This window comes from Paenibacillus sp. GYB004 (assembly GCF_036577605.1).
Classification (GTDB): Bacteria; Bacillota; Bacilli; order Paenibacillales; family NBRC-103111; genus Paenibacillus_AB; species Paenibacillus_AB oceani.
Genome location: NZ_JARBDB010000060.1, coordinates 173,654 through 187,107, shown reverse-complemented (window position 1 = coordinate 187,107; position 13,454 = coordinate 173,654). Strand labels below are relative to the sequence as shown.

The following is a 13,454-nucleotide window of genomic DNA, read 5'->3' as shown; positions in this document are numbered from 1 at the left end:
AGATGGAATTGAAACTGTTCAAAGCATTGTGGGGCATGACCGGTTCGCTGGAAGAACAAATCGAACGGATCGCCGAAGCGGGATATGACGGAGTGGAGTGCCTCGTCCCCGACAAGGAGGACGTTCCGAGATTCCGCCGGCTGTTGGAGCGGTACGGTCTTGATTATATCGCGATGATGTATACGGACGGCGACCACGCGGCGACATTCCGCGATAGGCTGAACCGGGCTTGCGAGCTGGAGCCGCTCAAGGTCAATTCGCACAGCGCCAAAGACTGGATGCCGTTCGACGAGCAGCGGGCGTTTTTCGAGCAGGCGATGAAAGCGGAGCGGGACGTTCCGATTCCCGTCGCCCACGAGACGCACCGCAACCGCGCCACTTATTCGGCATGGAGCACGGCGGCGCTTCTGAAGGAGTTTCCGGAGATGAAGCTGACCGCCGATTTCAGTCATTGGGTCGTTGTATCGGAGACGCTCCTGGAGGATCAGCGGGCCAACGTGGAGCTGGCGATCAGCCGGACGATTCATATCCACGGCCGGGTCGGATTCCGCCACGGTCCGCAGGTTCCCGACCCGGCCGCGCCGGAATACGCGCAGGAGCGGGAAGCGCACGAAGCCTGGTGGGACGAAATTTGCCGCAGCCATTATGCCAGAGGAGAGAGGATCGTGACGTTCGATCCGGAGTTCGGACCGCCGAAATATTTGCATACGCTGCCGTACACCGGACAGCCGTTGGCCGATCTGTGGCAAGTATGCAAATGGATGGGGGACGCTTACCGCGACCGGTTCCGCCGGATTCGGTGGGAGTAACGATGCGGTTTCCCCCGCAAGGATAAGGTTAAGCAGAGTAAGGATAAAGGCGGTGCGAACCGGGGAATGAACAAGATGAATCAGCCTTCTTCCGATTTTGTGGATCACGATTTTAATGAATCGCTCGACCTGTTTCCCGTCTATTGCGAGCATAAAAGCGATACGACGCCGATGCGTGCGGCTCACGCCCACCGCGGCTTCGAGTTTCACATTACCTTCTCGAACCGGGGGATGATCCGGGTGGAGGACCGGGAATTCAGCGTTTATCCGGGCAAAGTTGTGATCATCCCGCCTCTCAAATACCATCGTTTCCATCCGGCGCAAAAATCGGTCTACAATCGTGCAATTTTGTCGATCGAGGAATCGTATTTGCAGCGGTTGATCGAAGCGGAGCCGGAGATCGCGGCCGTATACGAGTCGTGGTTTCCCGGGGACGACGTCATTACGCTGGAATTCTCGATAGCAAGCCGGGAGCTGCAGCACATCCACCATATTACGCAGCAGCTCGAATCGGAGCTGAAAGAGCGTAGGCAAGGCTTCGAGCTGTACGTGAAAACGCTGCTGCTCCAGTTAATCCTGCAACTCGCCCGGACGAAAGACTCGTGCGTCGTCAAGGAGCGGGCCGCTGCCGAGATGCTCGAGATCGCAGAGCGGATGACCGCCTATATCTCGGAGCGGTGCTGCGAGGGGGTCGACATCCCGGAGCTGACGGAGAAGTTTCACGTCTCGCGTTCTTATGTTTACAAGCTCGTCAAGCAGCTCACCGGGTACACGCCGTATCAGTACATTATTATGCACCGGATTATCCGGGCCAAGGAAATGCTGCGTTCCAGCAACGATTCGATTACGCAGATCGCCCTTCGTGCGGGATTCAACGATTCGCCGCATTTTATCCGCACCTTTAAGGAAGCGACGGGAATGACCCCCGGCGAATTTAAACATTTGCCGGACAGCTTAATATAACCGGAATAGAAGAGCAGGGAGCGGGTCGCGCAAGCGGCCCTTTTCGCCGTCTTGCGGCAGCGCGTGAACGGCACGCCCCATGTGCATTAAATACTGCCGTGCAAATCGGAAGCATCGATCGACTCGTTTTTGGAACACGGTGATCCGATGTCCTCCGTTCAGTCCGAATACGATATTGCCGACGAGCGGCTCCATGTGAATTTCGGCAAAAAGTGGGGAGCCAAAATGTACGAGCACATCGACGATCTGGTGACCGCCCAGTCGGTCGAACGGAAGGCCAAGCAGATGCATTTGCAGAAGATGGGGTACAGTGCGGAGGAAGTTAACCGGGTACTCGATCATTTTCCGGAGTTTTGCGGATTTGCGACGATGGATCTGCAATACGACAAGTATTAAACGAAAATCGCAGCCAAAAAAAGAGGGGCGTCCGATGCCAGGCGGAGCACTCCTCTTTGTGTTGGGTTGTGCCGCAGGTGTGCAGCGTTATCTCCCGATCCTGGCCCCTGCAAGCAGCGATCTGCCTTCAGCCAGACGTAGTCCGATGCGCGACGCGAGCAGCCCTAGTACCATGCCTCCGGCCATATCGGTCAGCCAGTGAATGCCCAAGTAAAAAATCGAGAAAATAATAATAGCCGCACTTGCCGGAACGAACACTTTCCAGAACTTATTCCGGGAACGGAGCGCGATTACGGCCATCGATACCGACAAGGACGTATGAAGACTCGGGAAGCAGTTGTCCAGATCTGACAGCGGCCGGTATTCCGTCTCGAATGATGGAAAGGCGTCCAGCATAAGGAAACGGACATTCGGGTTAAACGCATGCACTTCGGTAACCGGAAAAAACAAATAAAACGGAATGGCGATCATATAATTGATCATCAGCGCATAACAGACGGCGTAAAACAGCTTGTGCTCGCCCTCAAACGTATACAGAAACAGGGAAGCGACCATGATTGCCGTAAACACGACGACATAAAAAAAGCTCAGCCCTGCCGTCAAGTAACTATTCTCGAACAGCTTCTGAAACAGAGCGACAAATTCGCCTTCGAGCCTGTAGATGCTCGGAGTAAAGTCGGCATGCTGGACCATGCTGTTCTCAATCGAAATCTCGATTTTATTGAAAAATAAAATGACGGCGATGCCCAGAAAATGAAGCAAATATTTGCGCTTCGTAAACAGCTCCTGCACAAACGCTCCGGCCGCATGAAACGGGTATAACGGATGTCTCTTCAAGGAGAAAAACAATAAAACATACACGGTCAGGGCCATAAGAACGGTCACGTGAGTCATGGACTGGAACGTAAACAAAAACATATCCCCCTACATCGATGTGTGGCTGCCGCGACTTGGACCCAACCAGTATATCATATCCGGGGGTGTGCCGAAATGCTCCTACTTTTACCTGACCGTAGCCTGCTTGCGCTTACTTTTTGGCGTTAACGCCGAACATGCCTCCGACCGCACCGGCGGGGATCGCGATCAGGAGCAAAGCGGCGGTATCCTTACCAAGTCCGGCGTCGAAGCCCAAAAAACCGACAAGAACGACGATGAGCGTGTACAGCACGCCGAGAATGGCGCCATGATACCAGCCTTTGCTTTCCGAACGTTTGCCGCTGGAAAATCCTCCGAACAAGGAGGCGATTCCATGAATAAGAAAAGCGGCGGTTGTAAGCGTCTGCTCCTTCATATCGGTCATGGAGACGACCAGCGATGTGAACACCGCCCCGACGCACAGCCAGACGAAAGCATTCACGATGCCGGACAGCAGCGGCGAGGTAATGCGAATCCGAGGAACTTTCGAGATCGGGTTCATGCGGACATGCACCTCTTTATCCTAGTTTGTACCCATTGTATGGGCAACTTGACCGGATTAGTACAAGGCTTTGGCAATTATTGAGCAAGCGGGGACTGCATGAGGAGGAAGAAGGGCGGTCAGAATAGCAATGAAATCAAAACGTGCGGAGGAGTTGGTCTTGTGGAGCTTTTCACCATCTTTTGGCGCACTGTGCTGATCTACTTCGTGGTGTTTGTCATTCTGAGGCTGATGGGCAAGCGGGAGATCGGCAAGCTGTCCGTATTTGATTTGGTAATCTCCATCATGATTGCCGAAATCGCTGTTTTTATTATCGACGATCCGCAATTGCCGATCGTAAACGGTCTACTGCCGATGGTCACGCTCGTGCTGATTCAGATCGTGCTTGCTTACGTGACGCTCAAAAATCAGAAAGCGCGGGCCTGGTTCGACGGAAAACCGAGCTATCTGATCGAAAACGGCGTCCTGAATCAGGAGGAGATGCGAAGACAGCGGTATACGCTCGACGACTTACTTATGCAGCTGAGGGAACGCCAGGTGACCAATATGGCCGATGTCGAATTCGCCGTGCTGGAGACGTCGGGCAAGCTGTCCGTGATCGAGAAGCAGACGGAGCAGGATGCGGTGGAGCCGGAGAAGCAGGAACCTTCCGCACAGAAGGATGACGGGAGCGGCGAGCCGCGTTTCCGGTACGAAGGGCTGCCAATGCCGTTAATCATGGACGGCAAAGTTCAGGACGAAAATTTGATGAAAATGGGAAAGACGCGATTTTGGCTGAAAAACCAGATACAGTCTAAGGGAGTTTACGATTTCAAGGAAGTGTTCTTTTGCTCGATCGATCACCGGGGACGCATGTACCTGGACAAAAAGAGAAAATAAAAGCCGGCTTCGCCATCGGAACCGGCTTTTTTGCACTATTTTTTGCCAATCCAGGGAATTCGGGAGAAATCGCTGCGGTCAACCAGCTTCAAGGCGACGATGCTGATCAGGTAAATGACGACGCCTGCCACGCTTGCCGCGATGAACCGGACGAGGGGATCGTCGTACCACGCTTCATTCATCATAAAGTAGCAAATCGTTCCCATGACGGCGGCGGCCAGCCCGGTTTTCCAATAGTCCGCGCCTTTCATCCGGAATTTGAGCATCCGTGTTACGCTATGCCAATGAAGCAGCGTTACCAAAGCGATATTGGCGTTAATCGCTACGACCGCGCCGAGTATGCCCCATTGCGGACGCGAGGCGAGGTAACCGATCAGCACCAGCTTGACGACGGCGCCGATCAGCGTATTCATCAGGGCGCTTCCGGGCCGGTCGAGCGCCTGCAGGGTAGCCTGCAGCGGACTTTGGAAATAAAGGAACATGGCGACGGGCGCCATCATCTTCAGCATTTTACCGACCTCGGCGTTGTTATACAAATAGTAGCAGAGCGGTTCGGCCAATACATACATGAGAACGGCGAACGGGGCGCCGGTGACGAGCGCGAGCCTGAGCGACTGGTGAAGCCGCTTGTGAATCGTCTTCATATCGCCTCGGGCGGCGGCTTCCGACAGCGAAGGAATAAGGGAAACCGAAAGCGAATACGTCAGCGCGCCGGGCATAAGCAGGATCGGGATGACCATCCCTTGCAGCACCCCGTATTGAGCGGTCGCAACCGCTGTCGCCACGCCGGCGACGGCGAGACTTTGCGCGATCAGAATCGACTCCAGCAAGTAGGAGGTGGAGCCGACCAGCCTGCTGGCGGTGACAGGCACGGCGATGGAGAACAGCTTGCCCAGCCGGAACTCGCCGCTCGGGCCGCCGCCGTCAGAGACGGATTTTGGGGCGCCCGGCTGTTTGCGCGTTTTATCGCGACTGAAGCTGATCAGCAGCACCAGCATTCCGAACAGCTCGCCGATGACGACGCCGATCATCGCGCCCGCTGCCGCCCATTCGACCCCGTAAGGGAGAAACAGATAAGCGAGCGTCAGCATGGCGGCGATCCGAACGAGCGTTTCGACGACTTGGGACAAGGCGGTCGGTATCATGTTCTGGCGGCCTTGAAAATAGCCGCGGTATACGGCGGAGAGCGCCACAATCGGCAGGATCGGACACATGCTCATAAAGGTATGGTACACTCTGGGGTCGGTCAGCAGCCGCGACGTAATCCAGGGAGCCGCCCATAAGCAGAACAGCGTGAAAAATACCGCCAGACCGCAGGTGATCGCAAGCGAGACGCGCAGGATGGAGCGGATTTTCCGCTCGTTGCCTTCCGACTCGGCCTCCGCGACAAGTTTAGCTACGGCCAGGGGGACGCCGCTTGAGATGATCGTGATGATCACGATCATGAACGGATAGCCGAGCTGGTACAGCCCGACCCCTTCGGCGCCGATAATTCGCGGAAGCGTAATGCGCGGAACGAAGCCGAGTATCCGGTTTACGATGCCGGCCGCAAGCAGAATCATAGTCCCTTTGATGAACGATTGCTTCCTCAAGCGGTGCTACATCCTTCCATTGTGGGATGGACAGTCTTATCTCCATGAATATGCGGACAAGGCACAAGCTCATGCAACAAATTTAGGAAGAGAGGCGGGATCGGAAGGAATCGGGTCGGCGGCGGCGAATACTGAAAGCGTAGGACGTACATGGGCCCGGAAGCGTAGAAGCAGTCAAGGGAGGAATACGAGGATGGATGAGGACGCTTACGAACCAGCCGAGCAGATGGATGAGCCCGGATTATCCGAAGAAGAATTAAATGAAACGATCGAGCAGCTGTGCCGCAGCAAAGCGGAAGAATTCCGGATGATCGGGTACGAGCACGTGACCGGAAAAGAGATTTGGGACTGCGTAAGCGACAAATATGCCAAAATGGGAACCCCAAGAATTCACCAGATTGTTAACGACATTTTATCGCTCAAAGCGACTTCGTTTATGAACTGGATGACGATGAGCATATACCGCCAAGACGCCCGTTTCGAATAGAAGCGCGGCTTTTTTTTGTGACGGCGGGACTATGCGCCAGTCAGGTCCGCGGGTGCGGCGGCGGGGGGGCGTTATACGACGCTGGAGAGAGGTGCCCGCAGCAGGAAGGAAAGAGCGGGTTTGACGTTTTTTGGCCGGAGCGTGCATGCCCGGCTGTCAAATTGACTCGATTTTAGACGGTGGTTATAATAGGAATATTGAGTATGGAAGGGAGTCGCTCACATGAATATGAAGCGATTGGCGGCATTTTTGCTTATCGTGGTAATCACTCTAGGCGTCGTAGCATGGTCAAGCCCGGGATTGCTGTCCAAGGTGAGACTCGGATTGGATTTGAAGGGCGGCTTTGAAATTTTGTACGTAGCCGAGCCGATCGATGAAGGCAAAGCAGTAACGCGCGATTCTCTGGTCCAGACCGCACAAAGTCTCGCCAAGCGCGCAGACGCAAGCGGAGTAGCTGAGCCGGAAGTTACTACGGAAGGAACGGACCGGATTCGCGTCAAGCTGGCCGGCGTGGAGAACCAGGAGGAGGTCCGCGCGCTTCTGCGCAAACCGGCGGAGCTGACCTTCAGAGGGCCGGACGGCAAAAAAGAAATGGTAGGGAGCGATTTCGTCGAAGGCGCGGCGGAGGTCGGCTTTAATCAGACGAATCAGCCGATCATTTCCATCGAAGTGAAGGACAAAGCCAAGTTCGCCGAGATTACCCAGCGTTTGCTCGGACAACCCTTGGCGATTTATCTGGACGAAACCCAGCTGTCCGCTCCGGTCGTTCAGCAGGTTCTGACGGACGGCAAGGCGACGATTACCGGCAGCTACACGTACGAGGAAGCCAAAGAACTGAAGGATATTATTAACTTGGGCGCGCTTCCGCTGAAGCTGACGGAGAAATATACCCAGTCCGTCGGCGCTACGCTCGGACAGCAGTCGCTGGAGCAGACGATTAAGGCGGGCATTATCGGCTCGCTGCTGATCTTGCTGTTTATGGTGGTGTTCTACCGCGTGCCGGGCATCGTGGCGGCGATTACGCTGATCACGTACACCTGGCTCGTGCTGCTCGTCTTTTATTGGATGAACGCCACGCTGACGCTTCCGGGCATCGCGGCACTCATTCTCGGGATCGGGATGGCGGTCGACGCCAACATCATCAAGTTCGAACGCGTCAAGGAAGAGATCCGCAGCGGCAAAAGCCTGCTGTCGTCTCTGAAATCCGGTCACAAGCATTCGTTCCGGACAATTATGGACGCCAACATTACCAACATCATTTCCTGCGGCGTCTTGTATTATATCGGTAACGGCGCCATCCGCGGCTTCGCGCTGACGATGATCGTGAGCATTCTGATCAGCATGCTGACCAACGTATTGTTCTCGCGCTTCTTGATCACCTTGCTTGTCCGCAGCAATTTGTTCAAAAAGCCGGTTTATTTCGGAGTAAAGGAGGCGGACATCCGTGAACTATAAAAATCGGTACGACTTTGTCAAAAACCGGAACCTGTTTTTCGGCGCCTCCTTGCTCGTCACCATTATCGGGATTGTGATCCTGCTCATATCGGGACTGCACTATGGGGTGGATTTTAAGGCGGGCACGTCGCTGGACGTCGCGCTCGGCAAAACGACGGATCGAGCTCAGGTGGAGAAAGTGTTCGGAGACGCCGGGCTGAACCCGGTTATCCTGACGATGGGAGGCAACAACGACCGCTTCTCGGCCAGGTACGATGAGGTGCTGACCGAAGAGCAGGTCAAGCAAGTGATAAGCGCCTTTACGGGCACCTACGGCGATCAAGTGTCTCACGAGGTCAATACCGTTTCTCCGGATATGGCTAACGAGATGAAGAACAAAGCGATTCTTGCCGTAGCCGTCGCCAGTATTGCGGTCAGCTTGTACGTCACAATCCGCTTCGAATGGCGGTTTGCGCTGTCGGCGATCATTACGATTTTGTACGACGCGTTTTTCGTTATCGCGATCTTCTCGATCTTCCGTCTGGAGGTCGACCTTCCGTTCGTAGCCGCGGTGCTGACGACGATCGGGTATTCGATCAACGACAAGATCGTTATTTTGGACCGGATTCGCGAAAACTTGCGGTTTGCCAAGCTCAGAAGCGAAGGCGATCTGGCCGAGCTCGTTCATACGAGCATCTGGCAGACGATGAGCCGCTCGATCAATACGGTCGTCACAGTAATTATCGCAGCTGTCTGCTTGTACCTGTTCGGCAGCGAATCGATCAAGCTGTTCGCGCTGGCGAAGCTGATCGGGCTTGTAAGCGGCGTGTACTCTTCGATTTGTCTCGCTACTCCGCTGTGGTATCTGCTTAAGCGGGCTACGCTGAGATCCGGTAAAGTAGCGCCTGCCAAAGCGAATTCGTAATATCGGCTGAAGGAGCGTTTTCAACATGTAAGGGGGGGCCATATGTCGGAGCAGCGTTTCGAAAAAGCGCAATTTGCGGCTTGGCTTAGCATTATCGGAAATATCGCGCTCGCGGTCTTGAAAGGGATCTTCGGCTGGTTATCCGGCAGTAAGGCATTGCTTGCGGATGCGGCCAACTCGGCCTCGGACGTAGCGGGATCGATTGCGGTTTTGATCGGGCTGAAGGCGGCCAGACGCGCGCCCGATCGGGACCATCCGTACGGACATGGCAAGGCGGAATCGGTTTCCGCCATTATCGTATCGGTGCTGCTGCTATTGGTCGGGCTCGAGATCGGCATCAATTCCGTCAAAACGATGTACGCGGGAGTGACGCAAGCTCCCGAAGAATTCGCCCTTATCGCTATAGGCATCTCGATCGTTGCCAAAGAGTTTTTGTTCCACTATAATTTTCGTCTTGGAAAGAAGCTTTCGAGCCAAGCGCTTATCGCCAGCGCCTGGGACCACAGAACCGACGTGATGTCGTCGGTGGCCGTCCTGATCGGTGTAGGCGGAGCGGTGCTCGGAGCTTATATGAACCAGCCGCTTCTGTACTACCTGGACCCGTTGGCGGGGCTGTTCGTCGCCTTGCTCGTGCTGCGGATGGGATACAAGCTCGTGATGGAATCGGTTCACAAGACGATCGATCATGTGCTTCATAAGGAAGATACCGAAGAGCTGCTGGATACGGCTCAGCGGGTCAAAGGCGTGATTGCGGTTAATGAACTGCGCGCCCGCGAGCATGGGCATTATGTGATCGTAGACATTAAAATCAGCGTGAATCCGAGAATTACGGTCAGCGAAGGCCACGATATCGGAAAAGCGGTGAAGCACCAGCTTCTCAGCAAATTCAGTCATGTGTCGGACGTATTCATTCATGTTAATCCATACGATCCGGGATATCCGTACAAGGATGTCAGTTCGGAGCATCCCGACTTCCCGACGCTGCTGCATTGAGGAGAAGCCGGAAGTAGGGAGGGGGAGGCAACTATGCTTCAACCGAAGGCAAGGTGGAAAGTAAACGGCATCGAACGGCATGCCGCCGAGTCGCTGGCGAAGGAGCTGAAGCTTCATCCCGTCATCGCAGGTATGCTGGTTGCCCGAGGCATTACCGATATAGGAGAAGCCCAGCGGTTTCTCAAAGGGGGAAAGGATCATTTTCATGATCCTTTTCTACTGGATGGCATGGAACGGGCGGTGGAGCGGATTCGAAGCGCGCTTCAAGCCGGAGAGAAAATAAGAGTATATGGGGATTACGACGCGGACGGCGTGAGCAGCACCTCGCTTATGGTGCATTTGCTGCGCCGTCTCGGCGCGGAATTCGATACCTATATTCCGCATCGGGCTACCGAAGGGTATGGTCTGAATGTCAATGCGATCGACCTCGCGAAGCAAAGCGGCGTATCGCTTATCGTAACCGTCGACACGGGAATCAGCGCCCGCGAGCAGATAGCTTATGCGACGGAGATTGGCATCGACGTCATCGTTACAGACCATCACGAGCCGCCGGAGCTGCTGCCGGATGCCGTAGCGATTCTGAATCCGAAGAAACCCGGATGCCCGTATCCGTTTAAGTCGCTCGCGGGGGTAGGCGTCGCGTTCAAGCTTGCGCACGCGCTGCTCGAGGAGCTTCCCGAGGAGCTGCTGGAAATTGCAGCAATCGGCACAGTGGCGGATTTGATGCCGCTTGTCGGAGAGAACCGCGTGATCGTCAAGCTTGGCCTGGAGCGGATGCAGGATAGCGCTTATGCCGGCATTCAGGCATTGCTGGACGTGTCCGGAGCGGGCGATAAGGAGGTTACCTCCACGCATCTGGGCTTCTCGCTGGCGCCTCGCATTAATGCAAGCGGAAGGCTCGAGCATGCTTCGGACGCCGTACGGCTGCTGACGACTGACGATCCCGAGGAAGCGGAGCTCATAGCGACTTCGCTCGATTTGCTGAACAAGGAGCGTCAGCGGATTGTCGAAGAGATGACGAAGGAAGCGCTGGACGTCTTGACGCGCAAAGATCCCGATTTCTCCAGCCAAGTGATCGTAGTGGCGGCGGAAGGCTGGAACGTGGGTGTAATCGGAATCGTGGCGGCGAAGCTGCTGGAGCGCTTCTACCGGCCGGTAATCGTCCTTGCGATCGATCCGGCTACGGGGCTGGCCAAAGGCTCGGCGCGTTCGATTCCGGGATACGATATTTATCAGGCGTTGACCCATACTGCGGGGCTTCTCGATCATTACGGCGGACATCAGGCGGCGGCAGGGATGACGATTCATCGCGACCGTTTGGACGAATTCGCCGCAGCCTTGAACGCTCTTGCCGAACAATGGCTGACTGCCGAAGATCTCGTGCCGCTAATTCAGGCGGATGCGGACTTCACGCTTGTAGACGTGACCGTGGATATCATTCGTCAGATCGAGGCGCTTGCCCCGTTCGGAATGGGCAATCCGGCCCCCAGGTTCGTCTTGTCGGGATTAAGCGTCCAGGAGAAGCGGGCGCTCGGCAAAGACAAACAGCACTTGAAGCTGATGCTGACCGAGCCGGGAGGTTCGTCTCCAGGCACGGTAGAGGCGGTAGGCTTCGGGCGCGGAGCCATGCTGGAGCTTATCTCGCCGACGGCGAGGATCGACATCCTCGGGGAGCTCGGCATTAACGAGTGGAACGGCGTCCGCAAGCCGCAAATCGTCATTCAAGATATGCGGGTGCCACATGTGCAAGTATTCGATTGGCGCGGGGCCAAGATGACCGTCGACAAGTTTGCGGATACGTGCTCCGCGGTACGGCAGGAGCCGGGCGGGCCCGGGCGCGAGGCGATTCTCGTAGAAGCGGGTGCGCCCTCGAAGCTGCTCGATCCGGATCGGATCAGTTGCGGGTTGTGGGCGATGGACGGCAGCTTGGGTGCGATCCCGTTAAATGCGGCCGCCAAGTCGGCCAGTCTCGCGGAAGCCGACGATGTGCTGATCGTTACGCTCCCGGACCGGCTGGAACGTCTGGAGTCGGCGCTGGCAGTGTGCCGGGCGAAACGGATTTACGCCGCATTTGCCGATTGGGACCGCGATTACGCTGCACTACCGTCGAGAGACACGTTTAAGGCGCTGTACCAGGAAGCGATCCGGAAGGGCGAGTGGGATGAGCGGAACATCTCGTTTCTTGAGCCGCTTCGCCGAAAGTCCGGATTATCCGAAGGACTGATTCGGTTTATGCTCACGGTTTTTGAAGAACTGCAATTTATCGATAAGAGGGGGTCCGTCTGCAAAACGGCGGCATCGCCCAAAAAGCGGGATCTTGCCGAATCGCCCGCTTATCAAAGCCGTCAGCAGCGCGGCGAGGTGGAGCAAGTGCTCGTCTACTCGAACGCGCAGCAGCTGACGGACTGGATTACGGACCGGCTGGCCGTTCAATCGAAACGTATGATGGAGGTAACAGGATGAATCTCAAAGAGCATATTCGCGTCATTCCCGACTTTCCGCAACCGGGTATCCGCTTCAAGGACATTACGACGCTGCTGAACAACGGTCCGGTCTACAAGGAGGTTATCGATCATCTTGCGCAGCGGTACCGGGACAGCGGCATCGATCTGGTCGCAGGGCCTGAAGCGCGCGGTTTCGTCATCGGCGCTCCGCTCGCTTACGCGCTGGGCGTCGGCTTCGTGCCGATCCGCAAAAGCGGCAAACTGCCGGGCGAGACGATCGAGGTCGGCTACGATCTGGAGTACGGCAAAGATAAGCTTGCCATGCATAAAGATGCGATCCGACCGGGGCAGCGCGTATTGATCGCGGACGATTTGCTTGCAACAGGAGGTACGATCGCAAGTACGCTCCAACTGATCCGCCAGCTCGGCGGAGACGTTGTCGGCGCGACGTTTTTGATCGAGCTGTCTTATTTGAACGGTAGAGAGAAGCTGGGCGGCATCGAGATCGAATCGCTGGTCCAGTATTGATTTTACACGAGACGCCCGTGCGGCGGTCCTGAACGGCAGTAATGCCCGGGACCGAAGCACGGGCGTTTTTGTCGGCCGCTCCTGTTGCCGGTTAGGTGGAACGCTGGTTGTTGCTTTACGTTAACAAGCAGATTGATTGTGCCGAGCGGCCAGCGCCGAAGGATGATTTGTTGCTCTTGCGAGCAGCCCGGACTCCGAGTCCTTCGCAGTTTAACCAAAGGATGGGAAGCTCAGAACCGGCTATTGCGGCTGGGCTGGCCAAAACCGTTTCAGGCGGAGTCGGCTGAAGCCGGGGCCTCAAAGGAACGAACCAGGAGCAGGCCGGGTGCGGCCGTTCGTGTTCGGCTGAAGTGTTTTGAAAACTTGTAGGCTCTGTAAGTTGGACCGATATTGAAAATTAAGAGGTTCAAACCGCTCTTATCGTGCTAGACAGGGTGGTCATGCCACATCGTGCCAAGTTTTAAGCCGGCTATGGGGCGTCATGCCCTTTTTGGAGAAGAATCGCGGCTGAGGGGGACTACAAGAAACGGTTGTAAAAAGCGATAACGAGAAACAGTTACAAGAAACGGTAACTAGAAGAAGTAACT

13 protein-coding genes are annotated in these 13,454 nt (G+C 55.7%); 10 read left to right on the top strand and 3 right to left on the bottom strand.

Annotated elements, in window-relative coordinates:
* The first annotated feature begins 2 nt into the window (after positions 1-2).
* The 3 genes from PV433_RS26675 to PV433_RS26665 all read left to right on the top strand — a co-directional run bounded on the left by PV433_RS26675 (position 3) and on the right by PV433_RS26665 (position 2,168).
* Positions 3-809 (top strand): sugar phosphate isomerase/epimerase family protein, encoded by an 807-nt coding sequence (locus PV433_RS26675; protein ID WP_332075073.1) that lies wholly within the window; start codon positions 3-5, stop codon positions 807-809.
* Between the two features lie 66 nt (positions 810-875).
* Complete coding sequence (locus PV433_RS26670) at positions 876-1,772, top strand: AraC family transcriptional regulator (RefSeq protein WP_332075072.1); 897 nt, start codon at positions 876-878, stop codon at positions 1,770-1,772.
* Positions 1,773-1,919: 147 nt separating this feature from the next.
* Positions 1,920-2,168, top strand: coding sequence for a hypothetical protein (locus PV433_RS26665; protein ID WP_332075071.1), 249 nt, complete (start codon positions 1,920-1,922; stop codon positions 2,166-2,168).
* Positions 2,169-2,255: 87 nt separating this feature from the next.
* Here the strand turns inward: PV433_RS26665 and PV433_RS26660 are convergent, their stop codons facing one another.
* Positions 2,256-3,080, bottom strand: a complete 825-nt coding sequence (locus PV433_RS26660; protein WP_332075070.1) for a phosphatase PAP2 family protein — start codon at positions 3,078-3,080, stop codon at positions 2,256-2,258.
* Between the two features lie 115 nt (positions 3,081-3,195).
* Positions 3,196-3,585: a TIGR04086 family membrane protein gene (locus PV433_RS26655; RefSeq protein WP_332075069.1), complete on the bottom strand. Its 390-nt coding sequence runs from the start codon at positions 3,583-3,585 to the stop codon at positions 3,196-3,198.
* Positions 3,586-3,747: 162 nt separating this feature from the next.
* On the opposite strand from PV433_RS26655, the gene PV433_RS26650 reads away from it, so the two are divergent.
* The gene (locus PV433_RS26650; protein WP_332075068.1) at positions 3,748-4,464 is read left to right on the top strand and encodes a DUF421 domain-containing protein; all 717 of its coding nucleotides are present in this window, start codon (positions 3,748-3,750) and stop codon (positions 4,462-4,464) included.
* Between the two features lie 35 nt (positions 4,465-4,499).
* Here PV433_RS26650 and spoVB read toward each other — a convergent pair whose 3' ends face one another.
* Positions 4,500-6,056, bottom strand: coding sequence for a stage V sporulation protein B (gene spoVB / locus PV433_RS26645; protein ID WP_332075067.1), 1,557 nt, complete (start codon positions 6,054-6,056; stop codon positions 4,500-4,502).
* Between the two features lie 193 nt (positions 6,057-6,249).
* Here spoVB and PV433_RS26640 point away from each other — a divergent pair, with 193 nt between their 5' ends.
* From PV433_RS26640 to PV433_RS26615, 6 genes are all read left to right on the top strand, one after another.
* The gene (locus tag PV433_RS26640) at positions 6,250-6,543 is read left to right on the top strand and encodes a post-transcriptional regulator (RefSeq protein ID WP_332075066.1); all 294 of its coding nucleotides are present in this window, start codon (positions 6,250-6,252) and stop codon (positions 6,541-6,543) included.
* Between the two features lie 222 nt (positions 6,544-6,765).
* Positions 6,766-7,998, top strand: a complete 1,233-nt coding sequence (gene secD, locus PV433_RS26635; RefSeq protein WP_332075065.1) for a protein translocase subunit SecD — start codon at positions 6,766-6,768, stop codon at positions 7,996-7,998.
* Positions 7,988-8,902, top strand: coding sequence for a protein translocase subunit SecF (gene secF / locus PV433_RS26630; RefSeq protein ID WP_332075064.1), 915 nt, complete (start codon positions 7,988-7,990; stop codon positions 8,900-8,902). Before secD ends, secF begins: the two co-directional genes overlap by 11 nt.
* A gap of 42 nt (positions 8,903-8,944) precedes the next feature.
* Positions 8,945-9,895 carry a cation diffusion facilitator family transporter gene (locus PV433_RS26625; protein ID WP_332075063.1) on the top strand — a complete coding sequence of 317 codons (951 nt, stop codon included), beginning with the start codon at positions 8,945-8,947 and terminating at the stop codon, positions 9,893-9,895.
* Positions 9,896-9,928: 33 nt separating this feature from the next.
* Positions 9,929-12,358, top strand: coding sequence for a single-stranded-DNA-specific exonuclease RecJ (gene recJ / locus PV433_RS26620; protein WP_332075062.1), 2,430 nt, complete (start codon positions 9,929-9,931; stop codon positions 12,356-12,358).
* The gene (locus PV433_RS26615; RefSeq protein WP_332075061.1) at positions 12,355-12,867 is read left to right on the top strand and encodes an adenine phosphoribosyltransferase; all 513 of its coding nucleotides are present in this window, start codon (positions 12,355-12,357) and stop codon (positions 12,865-12,867) included. Before recJ ends, PV433_RS26615 begins: the two co-directional genes overlap by 4 nt.
* The last annotated feature ends 587 nt before the right edge of the window (positions 12,868-13,454 follow it).